General features: G+C 29.1%; 18 protein-coding genes and 1 riboswitch. Of the genes, 10 read left to right on the forward strand and 8 right to left on the reverse strand.

The genetic code is table 11. From position 1 onward, the window contains the following. Nucleotides 1–2: 2 nt before the first annotated feature. From ABXT53_RS00470 to ABXT53_RS00485, 4 genes are read right to left on the reverse strand one after another with little or no spacing between them, the layout of a single operon-like run. Nucleotides 3–779, reverse strand: a complete 777-nt coding sequence (locus tag ABXT53_RS00470; protein ID WP_415290721.1) for an ATP-binding cassette domain-containing protein — start codon at nucleotides 777–779, stop codon at nucleotides 3–5. A gap of 1 nt (nucleotide 780) precedes the next feature. Further along, nucleotides 781–1,365 (reverse strand): LPS export ABC transporter periplasmic protein LptC, encoded by a 585-nt coding sequence (gene lptC / locus ABXT53_RS00475; RefSeq protein ID WP_415290722.1) that lies wholly within the window; start codon nucleotides 1,363–1,365, stop codon nucleotides 781–783. Beyond that, on the reverse strand, nucleotides 1,366–2,337 hold the full coding sequence (locus ABXT53_RS00480; RefSeq protein ID WP_415290723.1) for a KpsF/GutQ family sugar-phosphate isomerase: 972 nt from the start codon (nucleotides 2,335–2,337) through the stop codon (nucleotides 1,366–1,368). After that, nucleotides 2,338–2,949, reverse strand: a complete 612-nt coding sequence (locus ABXT53_RS00485; protein WP_415290724.1) for a ribonuclease D — start codon at nucleotides 2,947–2,949, stop codon at nucleotides 2,338–2,340. 16 nt (nucleotides 2,950–2,965) lie between these two features. On the opposite strand from ABXT53_RS00485, the gene ABXT53_RS00490 reads away from it, so the two are divergent. Beyond that, nucleotides 2,966–3,934: a complex I NDUFA9 subunit family protein gene (locus ABXT53_RS00490; RefSeq protein ID WP_415290725.1), complete on the forward strand. Its 969-nt coding sequence runs from the start codon at nucleotides 2,966–2,968 to the stop codon at nucleotides 3,932–3,934. 166 nt (nucleotides 3,935–4,100) lie between these two features. Here ABXT53_RS00490 and ABXT53_RS00495 read toward each other — a convergent pair whose 3' ends face one another. Next, a complete protein-coding gene (locus ABXT53_RS00495) occupies nucleotides 4,101–4,601 on the reverse strand; it encodes a GcrA family cell cycle regulator (RefSeq protein WP_415290726.1) in 501 nt (166 codons plus the stop codon). 123 nt (nucleotides 4,602–4,724) lie between these two features. Here ABXT53_RS00495 and ABXT53_RS00500 point away from each other — a divergent pair, with 123 nt between their 5' ends. The 3 genes from ABXT53_RS00500 to argF are packed head-to-tail and all read left to right on the forward strand — an operon-like array spanning nucleotide 4,725 to nucleotide 7,639. Then, nucleotides 4,725–5,537: an ABC transporter permease gene (locus ABXT53_RS00500; RefSeq protein WP_415290727.1), complete on the forward strand. Its 813-nt coding sequence runs from the start codon at nucleotides 4,725–4,727 to the stop codon at nucleotides 5,535–5,537. 3 nt (nucleotides 5,538–5,540) lie between these two features. Next, a complete protein-coding gene (locus ABXT53_RS00505; protein ID WP_415290728.1) occupies nucleotides 5,541–6,707 on the forward strand; it encodes an aspartate aminotransferase family protein in 1,167 nt (388 codons plus the stop codon). A 2-nt stretch (nucleotides 6,708–6,709) separates the two neighbouring features. Then, a complete protein-coding gene (argF, locus tag ABXT53_RS00510) occupies nucleotides 6,710–7,639 on the forward strand; it encodes an ornithine carbamoyltransferase (protein ID WP_415290729.1) in 930 nt (309 codons plus the stop codon). Here argF and ABXT53_RS00515 read toward each other — a convergent pair. After that, nucleotides 7,631–8,170, reverse strand: a complete 540-nt coding sequence (locus tag ABXT53_RS00515) for a c-type cytochrome (protein ID WP_415290730.1) — start codon at nucleotides 8,168–8,170, stop codon at nucleotides 7,631–7,633. The two genes, argF and ABXT53_RS00515, sit on opposite strands and share 9 nt — an antisense overlap. Nucleotides 8,171–8,273: 103 nt before the next feature. On the opposite strand from ABXT53_RS00515, the gene kdsB reads away from it, so the two are divergent. The 5 genes from kdsB (at nucleotide 8,274) to recR (ending at nucleotide 12,601) form a co-directional block, all read left to right on the forward strand. Then, nucleotides 8,274–9,014, forward strand: a complete 741-nt coding sequence (kdsB, locus tag ABXT53_RS00520) for a 3-deoxy-manno-octulosonate cytidylyltransferase (RefSeq protein ID WP_415290731.1) — start codon at nucleotides 8,274–8,276, stop codon at nucleotides 9,012–9,014. A gap of 2 nt (nucleotides 9,015–9,016) precedes the next feature. Further along, nucleotides 9,017–9,847 (forward strand): prephenate dehydratase domain-containing protein, encoded by an 831-nt coding sequence (locus tag ABXT53_RS00525; RefSeq protein WP_415290732.1) that lies wholly within the window; start codon nucleotides 9,017–9,019, stop codon nucleotides 9,845–9,847. A 144-nt stretch (nucleotides 9,848–9,991) separates the two neighbouring features. Next, complete coding sequence (gene dnaX / locus ABXT53_RS00530; protein ID WP_415290733.1) at nucleotides 9,992–11,665, forward strand: DNA polymerase III subunit gamma/tau; 1,674 nt, start codon at nucleotides 9,992–9,994, stop codon at nucleotides 11,663–11,665. Between the two features lie 2 nt (nucleotides 11,666–11,667). After that, on the forward strand, nucleotides 11,668–11,985 hold the full coding sequence (locus tag ABXT53_RS00535; RefSeq protein WP_415290734.1) for a YbaB/EbfC family nucleoid-associated protein: 318 nt from the start codon (nucleotides 11,668–11,670) through the stop codon (nucleotides 11,983–11,985). A gap of 4 nt (nucleotides 11,986–11,989) precedes the next feature. Continuing rightward, nucleotides 11,990–12,601, forward strand: a complete 612-nt coding sequence (gene recR, locus ABXT53_RS00540; protein WP_415286572.1) for a recombination mediator RecR — start codon at nucleotides 11,990–11,992, stop codon at nucleotides 12,599–12,601. Here the strand turns inward: recR and ABXT53_RS00545 are convergent. Beyond that, nucleotides 12,588–14,789 (reverse strand): malate synthase G, encoded by a 2,202-nt coding sequence (locus tag ABXT53_RS00545; RefSeq protein WP_415290735.1) that lies wholly within the window; start codon nucleotides 14,787–14,789, stop codon nucleotides 12,588–12,590. The two genes, recR and ABXT53_RS00545, sit on opposite strands and share 14 nt — an antisense overlap. Nucleotides 14,790–14,859: 70 nt before the next feature. Continuing rightward, nucleotides 14,860–14,947: riboswitch (glycine riboswitch) on the reverse strand. A 91-nt stretch (nucleotides 14,948–15,038) separates the two neighbouring features. Between ABXT53_RS00545 and ABXT53_RS00550 the strand changes: the two genes are divergently transcribed. Continuing rightward, complete coding sequence (locus ABXT53_RS00550; protein WP_415290736.1) at nucleotides 15,039–16,145, forward strand: acetyl-CoA carboxylase carboxyltransferase subunit alpha; 1,107 nt, start codon at nucleotides 15,039–15,041, stop codon at nucleotides 16,143–16,145. On the opposite strand, the gene secA is transcribed toward ABXT53_RS00550, so the two are convergent. Beyond that, a complete protein-coding gene (secA, locus tag ABXT53_RS00555) occupies nucleotides 16,140–18,686 on the reverse strand; it encodes a preprotein translocase subunit SecA (protein WP_415290737.1) in 2,547 nt (848 codons plus the stop codon). The genes ABXT53_RS00550 and secA overlap by 6 nt on opposite strands. Nucleotides 18,687–18,738 lie beyond the last annotated feature (52 nt).

Below are 18,738 nucleotides of genomic sequence, written 5' to 3' on the forward strand. Positions count from 1 at the left end.
ATTTAATTAAATTTAAAAGAGTCACCGAAGTAAGCATTTTTAGCTTCAGTGTTATTAATCAAATCATTTGGAGATCCTTGTGCTATAATTTTGCAGTTTGATAAAATGATTGCAACATCTACACATGAAAGAAGATCACGGGCTTGATGATCGCAAATACAGATAGTTATATTATTTTCGGTTTGCAAGTTAACAATAATTTCTTGTAGCATTTTAATAGTTAGAACATCCAGTGCAGCAAAACACTCATCAAGTAGAAGAACTTTTGGATCACTTAGTAAAGCTAGTGCAATTACTAACTTCTTTTTTTGCCCACCAGATAGAAACTTTGCTTTTATATCTCTGATAGCATCTAATTCAAATTTAGCAATTAGCTGATCAATTTTATGATAAATTAAATCTTTGTCTTCAATCACAATTTCAGCTATTGCTTTTAAATTTTCTAGTAAAGTTAGATCACTAAAATAACCTCCATATTGAGGAACATAACCAATTTTAAATTTTGTTGTTCTCAAATAAATTGGATAATCAACTACATCCAGACCATTAATTTTAATTTTACCATAGTCTGGTTTAATCAGCCCTGTAATTAGATTAAAAATTGTTGATTTTCCAACTCCATTAGGCCCCAACATCCCCATCACTTCGCTTTGATTTATTTTAAAGCTTACGTTATCTAAAATTTTCCTATTACCGAATGATAGAGATATATTTTCTAATGAGATTAAAGGTTGAGGTTTTTTAAATGATTTTATTCTAAATTTTTTAATTATACCCATCTTATTTTGTTCCTTCTATTAGAACTTTTTCATCAGCATTATACATAAAAATTTTTGTATCTTTAGTTGAAAGATTCATTTCTATTTTATCAGCAAACAAATTTGTTTTATCTCCTTGATAAATAACATTTATAGACATTGTTCCAATATCACTTAAAAAAGAAAAATCTAAATATTCTCCTGTTATTTTATGACCTGGGTAAACAACTATTACATTTTTTGAAAAAATAGTATCATAATTTTTTGAATTATATTTACCAAAATTAGAAGTGATTTTGACTGTATCTGAATCTTTTATAAAAATGTAAGCAATGACATTAGTTAAAAACATTATATCGGAGTTTTCGATCTTAATTTCTGACTGCTCTGCAGTTATCTGATACTTATTTCCTTTTGCGTCGGTAGAAATATAATTAATATCATCAATATAAGTTGAGGTGCTATTTTGATTTTCATCAATTTTTTCCACAGCTGGAGTGTCTTTTACATCTTCAAAATTTTTAGTGAAGTATTTTAAATAAAACCATGCTGAAATGATGATGATAATAAAAACCATTAAAACTTGTAGTCCTGTCTTTTTATTCATTTAATGAATGTTTGACTGAAGTATGTTGTGAATATGTAAAATTCCAACAGTCTTTTTTATATTCTTATCTTTATGCACACATAGAGAGGTAATTTTCTTTGCATTCATTATAGATAAAGCTTTTTCAGCAAGAGTATCTTGATTAATACTGACAGGGTTTTTGGTCATAACTTTTTTGACAGATAAATCTTGGAGATTATTACTCATTCCATTGAACCTTCTAATTTGGCCATCTGTAATTATTCCTGTAGTAATTTTCTTATTATTTTGAACAATTAAAGTACCAAGTTTTTTATTTGAAATAATTTGCAAAGCTTTTTTCATATTTAAGTTTTCATTTACGAAAGGAATTTTATTCCCTGTGATCATTAATTCTTCAACAGTCCTAAGTTGTGCACCAAGATTTCCAGAGGGATGAAATTTTTTAAAATCTTTTTTATTAATATTTTTTTTATTCAATACGGCAACTGCCAATGCATCCCCTATACTCAATTGATTAATTGTGCTTGAAGTTGGAACGATACCAAGACCTGCCTCAGTTACTTCTGGAATAAGCAGTTTGATATCAGAGGCTTTGTATAATATTGAGTTTTTTTTAGATATTATTCCTATTAGAGTAATTCTATTTCGATTTGCATATTTTATAATATTTTTTAGTTCTTCTGTGGAGCCAGAATAACTTATCAAAATTAAAATATCTTTTTTTGAAATACTACCAAGATCACCATGAGAACAGTCGTTTGCAGACAGTGAAAATGAAGGAGTTCCAATAGAAGAAAGTGTTGCTGAAATTTTTGCTGCTATTAATCCACTTTTACCAACGCCACATAATATTACTTTAGATTGACAATTTGCTATTGACTCTACTGCTTCATTAAAGGAATTATTAATTGAATTTTTTAATTTTTTTAGAGCTTTGATTTCAAGATCAATTACACTTTTTGCAATTTTTTTATAATTTCTTTTTTCCATTTAATGAGACCATATATCGTCTTTAAATAAAGCCAAATCAAGATCAACTCTAGTTTTTAAAAATGTTAAACAGCTCTTATATAAATCAACTCGTTTTTCTCTTACAAGAATGTTATTTAATTCTTCATGAATTTTATGTAAATAAATAACATCATTGGCACAATATTTTAATTGTGCTGGAGATAGCTCCCCTCCAAAATCTGAACTTTGAAATTGTTTGCTTACATCTATGTTCACAAATTCTTTAATTAACGTTTTTAGTGAGTGACTATCTGAATAGGATCTAGCTAACTTTGAAGCAATTTTTGTATCAAGAATATTATTAGTTTCAGTTTTTAGGTAATGTTTTATGTGAGCCATGTCCGCCCTACCATAATGAAATATTTTTGTGATTGATGCGTCAGAAAGAACTTTATTTAAATTCGGAGCGTCATATTTTTCCCTATCGAGCTGGACAATATGAGCATCAGAATTACCAGTCGATATTTGAATAAGACACAAAGGATCACGCTTAACATTGAGACCCATAAATTCTCCATCAACTGCTATAATATTGCCTAAATCTAAATCTTCTGGTAGATCACTCTTGTGAAGTTTAATATCAATATTCATTTTTAATTATATATATATGAAAGCAAAAAATTGTCTAATTTTTGGCGGTAGCGGTCAAATAGGTTGTCATTTAATAAGAAAGCTCACTAAAAATAATTATAAAGTAACTGTGGTTACTAGAAACCTTCATCAAAAAGGATATGCAATAAAGACTCAAGCTAATGCAGGCTACATAGATATTGTTGAAGCTAATATCTTTGATGAAAAAAAAATTAGAAAGCTTTTCTCTCAAACTGATATTTGTATTAATTTAATTGGTATTTTGTATGAAAGTGGCAAGGGTAATACTTTCAAAAATATTCACTCTATTTTTCCATCTATTTTAGCTAAACTTTGTAAAGAATATCAAGTTCAGCAATTTATTCATTTATCAGCATTAGGGATAAATAGTGCAATAGACTCAGAATACGCAAAAAGTAAATTAGATGGTGAACTTAGTATTCAAAAAAATTTTCCTTTAGCAACAATATTAAGGCCTTCTGTAGTTTATTCAGTTGATGATAATTTTACTACGACTTTTATGACTTTACTAAGTAGGCTTCCGTTCTTTCCACTTTATTATAATGGTTCGACTAAATTTACTCCAATACATTGTTCAGATTTAACAGATACTATTTATCATGTTGTTTCAAAAAATATCTACTCTAAAATTGTAGAGTGTGTCGGGCCTGACGTTTTATCTTTAAAAGAAATTTTAAAAAAATTATTATATTTAATAGGTAAAAAAAGATTACTAGTTCCATTACCTCTTTTTGCAGCAACTATGTCTGCTAAAGTATTTCAATTATTTCCAAAGCCACTTCTAACAATAGATCAGCTTACACTTTTAAAATATGATAATATCCCCTCAGGCAAGTATCAAACCAATGCTGATATTGGAGTTCCAAGCACCAGAGTATTTGATAATGAAGTAGAAAAATATAGCTATATGTGGAGAGAAGGTGGACAATTTTCTACAAAAAAATATAATCCTGCTAATTCTTAATAGAGTTTCTTACACTAAAATTGTATAATTACTTATGATAATTAATATTATTTATTTTTTAATATTTTCAATTTTCTCTTTCCTAATATATCTAATAATAAAATCTCTCATCAGAGGAGTTGATGGAAAGAATAAGAAATAAGATGAATTTAATTTAAAAAAATTATTAAGCAGTATTAATTTTTTTATTAATATACTGAGGTGCCTCTTCATCTTTGTTAGGTGCTGGCTCTTCTTTTCTTCCTTTTGGCTGATAGGCATATAGCAAATGAAGTTTGCAGTATGAAAAATCTTTCAGAGATGATCGTCCACAAAAATAAAATGACTGTTCTTCAGGATGTCCGACAGGCCATTTGCAAGAACTCTCATCTAGTTCTTCTAATTTCTTTGGATTCTCTGGTTCAAAGTCTTTTTCAATAAGCAAAGACTTGAACTTGCTCTTTCTTCCTTGTCTTTGTTTAGAATTATCATCTTCTGAACTATTGTTAATATTTTGACTGGATAAAGCATTTCTAGTCCTAATTTTTGATGAAAGGTTTAATCTATGAGCCTTACCAATCACTGCGTTTCTGCTAATACCACCAATTATTTCAGCAATTTGACTGGCTGTGCTTCCTTTACCCCAAAGCTCTTTTAATTTATTAATTTTTTCTTCGTTCCAGCTCATATTCTACATTTAGTATATTAATTAACTTTTATAACTATATACAGATCACACAGGATTAAAAAAAAGACAATGAATTTTTCTGTTTTATACACATCTTTTTTTAAAATTTATATATGATTACTTATGGTTGAATTGAATAAAAAATATCACATCGGAGTCAAAAAGTTTGGCTTTGTAAATTGGATCGGCTTTAAAAGTCTATGGCTTAAAGAGTGCAACAGGTTTATGGCAGTTTGGCAACAAACTTTACTATCTCCACTTGTTTCAAGTTTATTATTTTTATCAGTTTTATCCCTAGCTTTAGGTAATAATAGAGGAGATGTGCTTGGTTATTCTTTTATAAATTTTTTAGCACCTGGCTTAATTGCGATGAGTATTTTAACACAATCATTTAGTCATTCAGTTTCTTCACTAATGATAGGAAAAATTCAAGGAAACATTGTTGACATGCTTTACGCACCACTTTCAGCCCTTGAAGTGTCGATGGCAATAATACTAGCAGCCTTAACAAGAAGTTTTTTAATAGCTATAATTTCAATAGCTGTTTTTTCATTAATAGTTGATATCACAATTTATAATTTTTTTTATATTTTTGTATTTGGTTTTTTAGGTGCATTTATACTTGGAAGTCTTGGTTTTATAACTGGCCTGTGGGCTGAAAAATTTGATCATACAGCAACTGTAACAAATTTTATAATAACTCCATTAAGTTTTTTATCAGGTGTATTTTATTCTATAGATAAACTACCAGACTTATTTCAAAAGATTAGCCACTTAAATCCATTTTTTTATATGATTGATGGGTTTAGATATGGCTTCTTAGGAAAATCAGATGGATCGATAACAGTTGGTTTAGTCTACCTAACCATATTAAGTATTGTTATGTGGTATGTTGCTTTTTTTCTTTACAAAAAGGGTTATAAAATTAAATCTTAATAAATGAGTGCTTTAGCAAAAAATTACAATAGAAGAAAAATTTCCTTTAAATATGGAAAGGGAAGCTTCTTATATTCTACTAATGGAAAAAAATATTTAGACTTTGTTCAGGGAATAGCAGTTAATTCCTTGGGGCATGCAAACCCATATTTAATAAAAGCAGTTAATAAACAATCAAAAAAACTTTGGCACGTTTCTAATGCGTTTATCATTCCAGAGGGAGAAAAATTAGCTAAAAGATTAGCAAAAAAAACTTTTGCAGATTTTATTATTTTTCAAAATAGTGGAGCAGAAGCTACAGAAGCTGCAATTAAAGTTGCTAGAAGATATTTCTATTCGATAGGACAACCTTCAAAGAATAGAATTCTTTGTGTTAAAAATTCATTTCATGGAAGAACGTTAGCTACAATTTATGCTAGCGGATCTAAGAAGATGACGGAAGGTTTTGGACCAAAAGTGGATGGGTTTGATCATTTTGAATTTGGAAACCATAAGGATTTTAAAAAAAAAATAACAAAAAGAACAGCTGCAATTATGGTTGAAACCGTGATGGGAGAAGGGGGAATTAAAACTATTCCCAATTGGTGTTTAAAAGAGTTAAGAAAAATTTGTGATAAGAAAAAAATTTTATTGATTTTAGATGAGGTGCAGTGTGGAATTGGTAGAAGTGGAAATTTTTTTGCATTTGAAAATTCAAAGATTAAGCCTGATATTGTCCCAATTGCAAAAGGTATTGGAGGTGGGTTTCCATTGGGTGCAGTCTTAATGAATAAAAAAGTAGCATCAGGAATGACAGCTGGAACTCATGGGTCAACATTTGGTGGTAACCCACTGGCTATGTCTGTTGGAAATGCTGTTTTAGATCAAATATTAAAAAAAGGGTTTCTTTCAAATGTTAAAAAATTATCAAAATACTTTCATTCAGAATTAAATAAATTGAGAAAAGATTTTCCTAAAGTAATCAAAGAAGTAAGAGGTATTGGTTTACTAATAGGACTACAACTTCATAATGACCAAACAAAATTTATACAGAAATTAATGAATAATAAATTATTAACGATTAGAGCAGCTGAGAATGTTGTTAGAATATTACCTCCTCTAAATGTCAAAAAAGAAGAAATAAATATAGCAATAAATACCATTAAAAAAGTGTGTTCTACTTATAAATAAAAATGAAACATTTCATCAACCTTAAAGACATATCTTCAGCAGAATTAAAAAAGATCGTCACTGATGCAAAAAAAAGAAAACAAAAAAGAAAAAATTATAACACTCTAGAAGTCGATAAAGATAAACCTTTAAAAGGTAAATTACTTATTCAAATGTTTGAAAAGGCAAGTTTGAGAACGCGATTGAGTTTTTATCTTGCAATAAAACAATTAGGTGGAGGAACCATAACTCTTAGAGCTAACGAATTGCATTTAGGAAAAGGTGGAGAAAGTCTAGCAGATACAGCAAAAATCTTATCAACTTATGGAGACGGTTTTATGCTGAGAACTGATAGTGATGAAAAAATAGCAGAATTTAGTAAATATTTAAAGATACCTGTAATAAATGGTTTAAGCCCATCATCTCATCCAACTCAAGTGTTATCAGATATTTTTACAGTTGAAGAAATTAAAAAAAAATCTATTTCTAAATTAAATATTTGTTGGATTGGAGATTCAAATAATGTTCTGAATAGCCTGATTGCTGCTTCAGTTAAATTTTCTTTCAACTTAAACATTGGCTGTCCTAAGAACCATGAGCCTAAAAAATTTGTATTAGATTGGGTTAAAAAAAATAAAAGAAAAATTAATATCTTTAATGATGCTAAAAAAGCAGTTAAAAATGCTGATGTAATTTTTTCAGACAAGGTGATTTCATTGAATGATAAAGTTAATAAAAATAAAAAAATTAAAGATTTTAAAAACTTCCAAATTAATTCAAAATTGATGAGTTTTGCCAAAAAAGACACAACTTTTTTACACTGTCTTCCAAGAGGAGATGAGGTTACAGGAGATGTTTTTTTGGGTAAAAATTCTGAAGTATGGTTACAGGCACTGAATAGAGTACATGTTCAAAAAAGTATTTTATTGTATTGTTTTGGGAAACTAAGGTAGTAACTTTGGACTGTCACTGCTTTGATTTAGATATTTAATTACAGAAGCTCTGTCTTTCTCTTTTCTTAAACCAGCATATGACATTTTAGTTCCCTTTAAATAAGAAGCAGGTTTTTTTAAAAATCCATTTAATTCTTCAAATGACCATTCTTTACCATATGAAGCTAAAGCTTTAGAGTATTTATAATCATCTACTCCGCCAACTGCTCTACCAACAACATTGTATAATGCAGGGCCAATCTTATTTTTTCCACCTTTATTTATTGAGTGGCATGCCGCACATTTTTTAAAAATTTTTTTACCAGAAGCTACATCGCCTAGAGCCATTATAGCTGCAATATCTACTTTTTGTTCAACTTCAGCAACTTGAGATGTTGTAGAGGCTAGTTGTCCCATTACTTCAACTTTATATCCAGGATTTTCTGGTTTATTTACATGAAAGACACCATCTGCAATCTTTCCTAAACCGATTACAAGTAGTGCAACCATTAAAACTGCTGCAATAATTTTATTAACTTCGAACGAATCCATATAATTATTATTATTTTGCAGATATAACATGATAATTAAAAAAATACTTAATTTTTAATTTTTAATTTTGCGTCTGTTAGACGCATAAATTGGTAAATTTATAATGGCTAAAACATTAATATTAATTCCATCAAGAATGTCTGCAAATAGATTGCCAGGTAAACCACTTTTAAAAATTGATAATTTATCAATGATTTCTCATGTTTTTAAAAAAGCTGAGGAAGCAAATATTGGTGAAGTCGTAGTAGCAACAGAAGATAAAGAAATACTTGATGATGTTGAGAAAAATGGAGGCAGAGCCATTTTAACTGGAAGCACTCACAAGACTGGTACAGATAGAATTTTTGAGGCTTATGAAAAACTCAACATTAAGGATATTGATTTTATACTAAACCTACAAGGAGATGAACCAAATATTGATAAAAATGATATCATAAATTTAAATAATTTTATGATTAATAGTAGTTCTGAAATTGGAACGCTAGCAGCTGAGATTAAAAGTGATAAAATGTTAAATGATCAAAATGTAGTTAAGGTTATTACGGAGTCAAAACTAGAAAAAGATAATTTTCCAAAAGCATTAAATTTTACTAGAGATAGTTTTTCAAAAAATAATCAAAATATTTATCATCATATTGGAATCTATTCATACAAAACAAATATATTGAAAAAATTTGTTAGTCTGGATCAAACATTAAGTGAAAAGCAAAATAGATTAGAGCAGCTAAGAGCATTAGATAATAATTTGAAAATCAGTGTTGCTTTGGCAAATTTTTCTCCTATAGGCGTAGATACAAAAGAAGATTATCTGGCTATAAAAAAAATTATGGAATATAAATCATAAAAATGAGTAAAATTTATTTTCAGGGTACATTTGGTGCATATTCACATCTAGCTGCGTTAGAAATAGATCCTAAGGCAGAGGTAATTCCATGTAAAACATTCGATGAATGTTTTTTAAAAACATCTCAAGATAAAAACTCGAGAATGATAATTCCCGAATCAAATCGAATTACAGGAAATATCGGAATCGAATATCTTATTTTTAAGTATAGGCTGAATATTTATGCTGAGCATTTTCATAAAATTGAACATAATTTATTAGGACAACCAGATAGTAATTTAAGTGATATAAAAGATGTTTATTCTCACTCTCAAGGCTTATCACAGTGCTCTAAATTTATTAAAAAAAATAATTTAGTTGAACATATTCGTGCTGATACTGCTGGTTCAGCTGAGACAATTTCTAAAACTAAGATTAAAACTGAAGCAGCAATTGCCTCTTCTTTGAGTGCAGAAATTTATGATCTAAAAATACTTTCAAAAAATATTGAGAATGAAGAGGGTAATGCCACAAGGTTTTTGGTAATGGGCAATGAGGTTTTACAGCCTGATTTTGGTGACAAGAAATATATAACTTCTTTTCTATTTAAACTGAAAAGTAAGCCTGCAGCTCTGTATCAATCATTAGGTGGTTTTGCTATTAATGGAGTTAATCTTACAAAGCTTCAAAGCTATCCAGAACAAAATTCATTCGAGTCATACTTTTTCTTATGTGATTTAGATGGTCACATAGATGATCCAAAAGTTCAAAAATCTTTGGAAGAATTAGGACTTCATTGTCAAGATTTTCACGTACTAGGTGTTTTTGAAGCTGATAAGTTTAGAGAAAAATAACTCAGAAACTTTTCTTGTAGAATAGAAAACATTACTGTTATAATAGTTCTGGAGGCTAGAGGTGGATACTGCTTGAACCCGACCAGATCTTAACGGAAGCAGTCGTAGAGACAGTTATTCAGGTTCTAGTCTCCTTTATAAATAATGAATAAAAATACAAAAGTTTTAGCTTTAAAGTACAGACCTCAGACATTTAGTGACCTTATAGGACAAGATGTTGTTGCTGAAACAATTTCTAATTCTATTAAGGCTAATAAAGTGCCTAATGCGTATCTTTTTACTGGAATTAGAGGAATTGGAAAAACTACTACAGCAAGGATTGTTGCAAAATCTTTAAATTGCTCGAATGGAATAGACAGTTTGTGTAAAGAAGAACTTTGTGAAAATTGTAATGCCATTTCTAATTCAAATCATATTGATGTATTGGAGATGGATGCGGCAAGCAAAACAGGGGTGGATGATGTAAGAGACCTTATTGAATTTTCTAGATATGGCCCGACTACTGCTAAATATAAAATATTTATAATTGATGAAGTACACATGCTTAGTAAACAAGCATTTAATGCATTGTTAAAAACTTTAGAGGAGCCACCAGAATATTTAAAATTTATCTTTGCAACAACAGAAATAAAAAAGATTCCAATTACAGTAGTCTCACGTTGTCAAAGATTTGATTTATCTAGAATTAAATCTTTAGAGTTGTTTAATTTTATTAAGAAAATTAAAGAAAAAGAAAATGGTAATACATCAGATGATGCTCTTAAATTAATTGTTAAAATCTCTGAAGGTTCAGTTAGAGACGCACTATCGTTACTTGATAGGGCTCTACTTACTTTAGATAAAGATAAAGAATTAGATCTAAAGGCAGCACAAAAAATATTTGGTCATTTTGATAAGTCTCAATTAATTGATTTGTTTAAATTAATATTTGAAGGTAAAGAAACTGAAGTTCTCAACATTTATAGAGAAATATATAACCAGGGTGTTGAACCAAAAATTTTTATTAATGATTTTTTAGAACTTTTGTATTATTTCAAAAATATTGGTTCACTAAATCTAGATGGCAATAATTTTTTATTGAATGATGAAGAATTTAACAGAATTAAGGATCTTGCAGAAAAAGTTAATGATTCAACTTTAATATTATTTTGGCAATTTACTATTAAAACACTTGAGGAACTTGATATTGTTTCTAATCAACATTTATCAATGGAGATGTTCTTAATTAGATTAATTCATTTAAAAGGCATTAAACAAGACAGTGACAAAAACAACAAAGACAGTAGTCAGCTAGCTGAAAGTGAAAACCAAACATCTATTTCACAAAAAAAAACGAACGAAGATATATTTGGAATAAAGGATAAAGTAGAAACAATAGGTCAAATGAAAAATATTATTCAAGAGGAGGAAATCAAAGAAAAAGAAAACAATAATATTGAAACAAACCCTAATCTTATAAATTCGTTTGATGATCTATTAAAAACATGTTCTTCTAAAAAAGAGATTAAATTAAAATATGAATTAGAAAAAAATGTTAACCTTGTAAGTTTTGAAAATAAAAGAATTGAAATTTCTTTTAATGAAGATTTAGACAAAGATTTTATCAAAGACCTTTCAACAAAACTTTTTGAATGGACTAATGAAAGGTGGATTATAAGTCTCAGCAAAACCAAAGGACAGCCATCTAAAAAAGAAGAAGAAATTAACCAAAAAAAAGGACTAATAGAAAATGTAAAAAATTCCTCAATTTATAAAGATATTTTAAAAAATTTCCCTGATGCAGAACTTATTGACGTTAAGCCTAAAAAAGAAGTTTAAAAATGACTGATTTTACAAAAATTTTAGATAAAGCAAAAGAATTAGAATCCAAAATGAAAGAGAGCCAAGAAAAAATAAAAAATATTCAAGTAGAAGGAACATCGGGTTCAAATTCTGTAAAGGTTACTTTAAATGGTGAAAATGAAATGATCAAAATTGATCTTTCGGATGATATATTGAAGGAAAACAAGGTTATAATTGAAGACTTGATAGTGGCAGCCCATAATAATGCAAAATCAGAATTAAAATCTAAGACATCTGAAGAAATTTCTAAGTCTACAAGTGGATTTGGCATTCCTGGTTTTAAATGGCCACTTTAAGAATATGCAAAATATTAATGAGATAGAAGAGCTAATCAAATTAATTTCTAAACTTCCCGGTTTAGGTCCTAAATCTGCAAAAAGAATTGTATTAAAACTTATTAATAATAGGGATGAACTTGTAAAGCCAATGGCAAACACTCTGGCGCAAGTTTATAAAAATGTTATTAGATGTCAATCTTGTGGTACTTTAAAATCTAATTCATTAGGCTGCAACAACTGTGAAAATTCAAAAGAAAAATATAATAAGATATGTGTAGTTGAAGACATTGCAGATCAATGGTCAATTGAAAATTCAAATATTTATAAAGGTTATTTTCATATCCTTGGTGGAACCATTTCTTCTGCTGGTCAGAGAAAAGAAGATCTTTTGATTAATTCATTAGTAGAAAGAGTTTCAAGAGAAAATATTGAAGAAGTTATACTGGCAACAAGTGCGACAGTTGAAGGTCAAACTACAGCTTATTACATAGAGGATAGTTTAAAAAAAACTAATACTAAGGTTACAAAACTTGCTCAAGGATTACCCGTAGGTGGAGAAATAGAAAGTCTCGATGATGGAACTTTATATTCAGCTTTTAAAAACAGAACTGGAATTAAAACTAATTCTGACTAGATTTCTTTAATAATCGATTTAGATGTAATAATGGTTCTGTATAACCAGAAGGTTGTTCTTTACCTTTAAAGATCAAATCACAAGCTGTTTTAAAAGCAACTGAGTTTTCAAAGTTTTCAGACATTAGTTCATAGCTGCCTCTTCCAGAGCGAGTATAAGCACCATCATTTTTATTTTGATCATCAACAATTTTTGCCATTTTTTTCATCACCTCCACAACTTGTGATTTAGTACAAATATCGTGATGTATCCAATTAGCAATATGTTGAGAAGAAATTCTTAAAGTGGCTCTATCTTCCATTAAACCAACATTATTAATATCGGGAACTTTTGAGCAACCAACACCATGATCTATCCATCTTACAACGTAACCTAAAAGAGTTTGTGCAGAATTTGAAATTTCAGAATTAATTTCCTCCATTGACCAGTTAGGTCTATTTGCTACTGGTACTGTTAATAAATCATCAAGTTTTGCAGATACTCTTTTTTGAATTTCTTTTTGTTTATCAAAAATATTTATTTCATGATAATGCAAAGCATGTAGAGCTGCTGCTGTAGGTGAGGGAACCCAAGCACAATTTGCTCCAGCCATCAAGTGACCAGTTTTTTGATCCATCATTTCCTTCATTTTATCAGGCATAGCCCACATTCCTTTACCAATTTGAGCTTTACCTGAAAGACCACATTGTAGACCAATATCAACATTATTATTTTCGTAAGCATCAATCCATTTAGAAGATTTCATATCTCCTTTTTTAATCATAGGACCTGCCTCCATTGAAGTGTGCATTTCATCTCCAGTTCTATCTAAGAATCCTGTATTAATAAAAAATACTCTATTTTCTAGCGTTCTAATACACTCTTTTAAGTTTGAAGAGGTTCTTCTCTCTTCATCCATAATTCCAATTTTGCATGTATATTTTTCCAATCCTAAAACTTCTTCAACTTTAGTAAAAATTAAATCTGTAAATGAAGTTTCATCAGGACCATGCATTTTTGGTTTAACAATATAAACGGACCCACTTCTTGAGTTACTTTTTTTCTTTATATCGTGAAGACATGCTGCTGAAGTTATGAAAGCATCCATGATACCTTCTGGTATTTCAGAACCATCTTTTAAAAGAATTGCAGAATTGGTCATAAGATGCCCAACATTTCTTATTAACAATAAACTTCTTCCATGTAATTTTAATCCCTTTCCATCTTTAGAAATATAGCTCCTATCAGGATTTAATTTACGTTCATAGGTTTTACCATTTTTTTCAAATATTGATTTTAGATCTCCCTTCATGAGCCCAAGCCAATTACGATAACAAATTATTTTGTCATCAGCATCAACTGCAGCAACACTATCTTCATTGTCACAAATAGTTGAAACTGCTGCTTCAACAATAATATCACTAATTTTAGCAGGATCTTGTGTTGCGCTAAATGCCTTTGGATCAATAATTATTTCTATATGAAGATTGTTATTTTTTAGAATTATTGCAGAAGGATTATTAGCTTCACCTCTGTGGCCTATAAATTTACTTTTATCTTTTAGCTTTGTTTCTTGGTTATCTTTACAAATTATAAGTGAACCATCTTCTATTTTAAAGCCAGTTATATTTGCCCATCCCATAATTATATTCTCTAAAGGAAAATATTTTTCTAAAAAGTTTCTTCCATATTTTATAACCATTTCCCCTCTTAAAGGATCGTATCTTTGTGATGCACTATCCTCAGATTGCTCAATTATATCTGTACCATACAAACTGTCATATAAACTCATCCATCTAGCATTAGCAGCATTTAATGCATATCTATCATTCATAATAGGAACAACTAATTGTGGTCCAGCAATACTAGTTATTTCTTCATCAACATTATTTGTTTTAATCTTAAAATCTGGACCTACTTCTTTTAGATAACCAATTTTCTTTAAAAATTTTTTATATTCTTCTAAGTTTATTTCATTTCCTTTATTAGCAATGTGCCAATTGTCTATTTTTTTTTGTAAATCTTCTCTTATTCTTAATAGGTCTTTATTTTTTGGAGCTAATTCATGAACTGTCCTGTCAAAGCCTTCCCAGAATTTTTCTGAAGAAATATTTGTATTTTTAAGTAATTCTTCATTAACGAAATTAAACAATTTATTAGAAACTGACAGACTGTGTATTTTTGTATATTGTTCTTTCATAGCACCCATTTTACCCCATCTGTATTTTTGCCTGAGAGTTTTGCTCCATCGGCGAGATAAATCTCTTTCCAGAGTGTTATGTTTATTATTGGTCCATTTGCCTGAGAGTTTCCGGGGTGGTTGCTCCTTCGGCGCTATTATTTAATAGTCTCTCCCAATATTTATTTAGAATATCTCTTAATAGAATTATGTCAAATATAAATTATTTAAAACATTTTATTGCCTTTTTTGATAATTAATTAATAATTAAAAAATAATATGAAAAATTATTTAAATTTTGAAACAGATATTAAAAATTTAGAGATAGAAATAGATAAACTTAAAGACCCTTATAATCAAGATGGCCTTTCGGAAGTAGACACAAAAAAAATTTCTGAGTCTCAAAAAGAAATAGATAATAAGCTACAAGAGATTTACTCTAATTTAGACTCTTGGCAAACTACCCTAGTCGCAAGACACGAAGATAGACCTAAAGCAAAATTTTTTATTGATAATTTATTTGAGGATTTTATTCCATTGTCAGGAGACAGATTTTATGGAGAAGATAAATCGGTATTAGCAGGATTTGCAAAATTTAATGAAAAATCAGTTTTAGTTATTGGCCAAGAAAAAGGAGATAGCCTTGAAAGTAGAATTGAAAGAAATTTTGGAATGATGAGGCCTGAGGGTTACAGAAAAACAATTAGATTAATGAAATTAGCAAACAAATTTAATATTCCAATAATTTCTTTTATAGACACACCCGGAGCATATCCTGGTGTAGGTGCAGAAGAGAGAGGTCAAGCAGAGGCAATTGCAAAATCAATTGAGTGCTGCATGTCGTTAAACGTCCCAACTCTTGCAATTGTTATTGGAGAAGGTGGATCAGGAGGTGCAATAGCGCTTGCTTCGTCTAACAAAGTAATCATGTTAGAAAATGCAATTTACTCAGTAATATCTCCAGAGGGCTGTGCCACTATTTTATGGAGAGACCCTAAAAGAACGTTAGAGGCAGCAAAAGCCATGAAATTGTCTTCAAAAGACCTCTTAGAACTAAAAGTAATTGATGAAATTATTCCAGAGCCAATCGGTGGTGCCCATAGAGATAGAGACCTAATATTAGATAATGTAAGAAAATCGATTGAAAAAAATTTGAGTGAATTTTTTAACATGAGTGGAGAAGAAATTTTTAATCATAGAAAAAATAAATTTTTGACTATTGGAAGATCTAAAGGATTTGTAAGTCAATTAGACGATTTAAGTACACTTAGTATGAAAGAAAAAAAGGTTAATATATTTGTTAAAAATTTCTTTCGATCTAAGTTAAATTTAGTGGCTGCAATTGGAATAATAGTTTTATTGGGCTATTTAGTATTTTCTTTATAGGGCCCCGCAGCATTTTTTATATTTTTTACCAGACCCACATGGACAGGGTTCATTTCTACTTATTTTTTTCCCATTATATTTTGGATCAATTTTAATTACTTCAGGAGGCTCTTTTTCTTGAGCAGGTTCTTGAACTATTTTTAAATTGATTAAAATCGTAACAAAATCCATTTTTAATTTATTCAATAAGTTTTCAAAAAGAAAAAAAGCTTCTTTTTTATATTCAACTAATGGATCTCTTTGACCATAAGATCTTAGGCCAATAACTTGTCTCAGTTGTTCAAGATATTGAATGTGTGACTTCCAGTTTAAATCTATGCACTGAAGAAAAATTCTTTTTTCAATTTCTTTTGCTTTTTCTTCATCCAACATTTTAATTCTTTCGCTTCTTGCTTCTAAAAATTTAGAATTAATTTTATTTTTGAATTCTTCATCTTTTAATTCAGTAACATTTTTAAATTCATTATCGTCAACACTTTTTCCTAGTAAAGTTTTTAGCTGATTGTTAAATTCATTATTTTTAGTTGTTGATAGTTTTTGTGTTTTTAGAGTGATCAAATGACTAATAATTTCAGATAAAAATTCATCTGAATAATCAAAAACTTTTTCACTATTCATTACACCATTTCTTTGAGAAAATATTACATGTCTTTGGTCATTTAAAACGTCATCAAATTTTAATAAATTTTTCCTTATATCAAAGTTTCTGGCCTCAACTTTCTGTTGTGCTCTCTCAAGTGCTTTATTAATCCAAGGGTGATCAATACTTTCTCCGTCTTTTAAGCCTAATTTTTGAAGAATATTATTCATAGATTCGGAACCAAAAATTCTCATTAAGTCATCTTCTAAACTAACATAAAAAATTGAACTTCCTTCATCTCCCTGTCTACCAGCTCTCCCTCTCGCTTGGTTATCAACTCTTCTGGATTCCATTCTTTCTGTACCAATAACAAATAGTCCACCAAGTGATTTTATTTTATTTTTATTTTCTAAAAGTTCATCATCAGGTTGACTCCCTTTTTTCCCACCCAATTGAATATCAACACCTCTACCCGAGATACTTGTTGTGATTATAACTGAATTCATTTTTCCAGCATTTGCAATGATTTCAGCTTCATTTTCATGATTTTTTGCATTTAAAACCACATGCTTAATTTTTTCATTATTTAGTAATTTTGAATAAATTTCTGATTTATTGATGCTAGAAGTAAAAATTAATATTGGCTGATTTTGTTTGTGACACTCAAGAATTTTTTCAATGATGGCTTTATTTTTTTCTTCTTCAGTTCTAAAAATTTGATCATTCCAATCTTTTCTAATCATTTCTTTATTTGTAGGAATGATAACTACAATTAAGTTATATATTTCATAAAATTCCTGAGACTCAGTTGCTGCAGTTCCAGTACATCCTGAAATTTTATTATAGAGTTTGAAATAATTTTGATAAGTTATCGATGCTAGAGTTTGATTTTCAGCTTGAACATCTATTCTTTCTTTAGCTTCAAGTGCTTGGTGTAAGCCATCTCCAAACCTTCTTCCTTCTAATATTCTACCTGTAAGTTCGTCAATAATTTTTAATGTTCCATCTTTAACAATATAATCCCTTCCTTTTTCAAATAAATGATGAGCCCTTAAAGATTGATTTACATGGTGAACTAAACTTAAGTTTTCAGGATCATAAAAATTATTATTTTTTAGGATTCCTGCATCAGAAAATATTTTTTCTACCCTATCTATTCCTTCATTTGTAAGTAATATATTTTTATCTTTTTCATCGATCTCATAATGTTCTGGTAATAATCTTTTTATAAGTTTGTCAATCGCAAGGTATTGTTCTGTCTTGTCTTCAGCTGCTCCTGATATTACAAGTGGAGTTCTAGCCTCATCAATTAAACAAGAATCTATTTCATCAACAATAGTATAAACATGACCTCTTTGAACCATTTGCTCTTTTGAAAATTTCATATTATCTCTAAGATAATCAAACCCTAATTCACTATTAGTTGCATATGTAATATCAAAATTATAATTTTTTTTTCTTTCAAGATCATCTTGGTCGTTATTTATAAAGCCAAAAGTTAATCCTAAAAATTTATATATCTCTCCCATTTCTTGAGAGTCTCTTTTTGCAAGATAGTCATTTACAGTTACTATATGCACACCTTTTTCAGACAAGGCATTCAAGTAAGCTGCAAGACTTATTGTTAAAGTTTTACCTTCACCAGTTCTCATTTCAGCAATTTTACCCTCATGAAGCACAACACCTCCAAGTATTTGAACATCATGATGTCTTTCATTTCTTGTTCTCTTGGAAGCCTCTCTCACAAGTGCAAAAGCTTCAGGCAATAGATCATCTATATTTTCACCTTTATTAAGTCTATCTTTCAATTCTATAGTTTTTTTAGGGAAGTCTTCGTCACTAAGGTTTTTAATAGTAGCCTCTAAGGAGTTAACTTTTATAATTATTTTTTTAATTCTATCGAGCTCTTTTTGATTACTAGATTTAATGAACTTTTTGATAAAATTTAAGGGATTAAGCATCTGATTTTCTGGTATATAATTAATTATAACTTTTAATATAAGTATTAAATAA

Source organism: Candidatus Pelagibacter sp. Uisw_136 (genome assembly GCF_047720275.1).
In the GTDB taxonomy this organism is placed as follows: domain Bacteria; phylum Pseudomonadota; class Alphaproteobacteria; order Pelagibacterales; family Pelagibacteraceae; genus Pelagibacter.

Excerpts from the sequence above, each read along its gene's own strand:
- ABXT53_RS00470 (WP_415290721.1), bottom strand. The coding sequence starts at position 779 with ATGGGTATAATTAAAAAATTTAGAATAAAATCATTTAAAAAACCTCAA.
- lptC (WP_415290722.1), bottom strand. The coding sequence starts at position 1,365 with ATGAATAAAAAGACAGGACTACAAGTTTTAATGGTTTTTATTATCATC.
- ABXT53_RS00480 (WP_415290723.1), bottom strand. The coding sequence starts at position 2,337 with ATGGAAAAAAGAAATTATAAAAAAATTGCAAAAAGTGTAATTGATCTT.
- ABXT53_RS00485 (WP_415290724.1), bottom strand. The coding sequence starts at position 2,949 with ATGAATATTGATATTAAACTTCACAAGAGTGATCTACCAGAAGATTTA.
- ABXT53_RS00490 (WP_415290725.1), top strand. The coding sequence starts at position 2,966 with ATGAAAGCAAAAAATTGTCTAATTTTTGGCGGTAGCGGTCAAATAGGT.
- ABXT53_RS00495 (WP_415290726.1), bottom strand. The coding sequence starts at position 4,601 with ATGAGCTGGAACGAAGAAAAAATTAATAAATTAAAAGAGCTTTGGGGT.
- ABXT53_RS00500 (WP_415290727.1), top strand. The coding sequence starts at position 4,725 with ATGGTTGAATTGAATAAAAAATATCACATCGGAGTCAAAAAGTTTGGC.
- ABXT53_RS00505 (WP_415290728.1), top strand. The coding sequence starts at position 5,541 with ATGAGTGCTTTAGCAAAAAATTACAATAGAAGAAAAATTTCCTTTAAA.
- argF (WP_415290729.1), top strand. The coding sequence starts at position 6,710 with ATGAAACATTTCATCAACCTTAAAGACATATCTTCAGCAGAATTAAAA.
- ABXT53_RS00515 (WP_415290730.1), bottom strand. The coding sequence starts at position 8,170 with ATGGATTCGTTCGAAGTTAATAAAATTATTGCAGCAGTTTTAATGGTT.
- kdsB (WP_415290731.1), top strand. The coding sequence starts at position 8,274 with ATGGCTAAAACATTAATATTAATTCCATCAAGAATGTCTGCAAATAGA.
- ABXT53_RS00525 (WP_415290732.1), top strand. The coding sequence starts at position 9,017 with ATGAGTAAAATTTATTTTCAGGGTACATTTGGTGCATATTCACATCTA.
- dnaX (WP_415290733.1), top strand. The coding sequence starts at position 9,992 with ATGAATAAAAATACAAAAGTTTTAGCTTTAAAGTACAGACCTCAGACA.
- ABXT53_RS00535 (WP_415290734.1), top strand. The coding sequence starts at position 11,668 with ATGACTGATTTTACAAAAATTTTAGATAAAGCAAAAGAATTAGAATCC.
- recR (WP_415286572.1), top strand. The coding sequence starts at position 11,990 with ATGCAAAATATTAATGAGATAGAAGAGCTAATCAAATTAATTTCTAAA.
- ABXT53_RS00545 (WP_415290735.1), bottom strand. The coding sequence starts at position 14,789 with ATGGGTGCTATGAAAGAACAATATACAAAAATACACAGTCTGTCAGTT.
- ABXT53_RS00550 (WP_415290736.1), top strand. The coding sequence starts at position 15,039 with ATGAAAAATTATTTAAATTTTGAAACAGATATTAAAAATTTAGAGATA.
- secA (WP_415290737.1), bottom strand. The coding sequence starts at position 18,686 with ATGCTTAATCCCTTAAATTTTATCAAAAAGTTCATTAAATCTAGTAAT.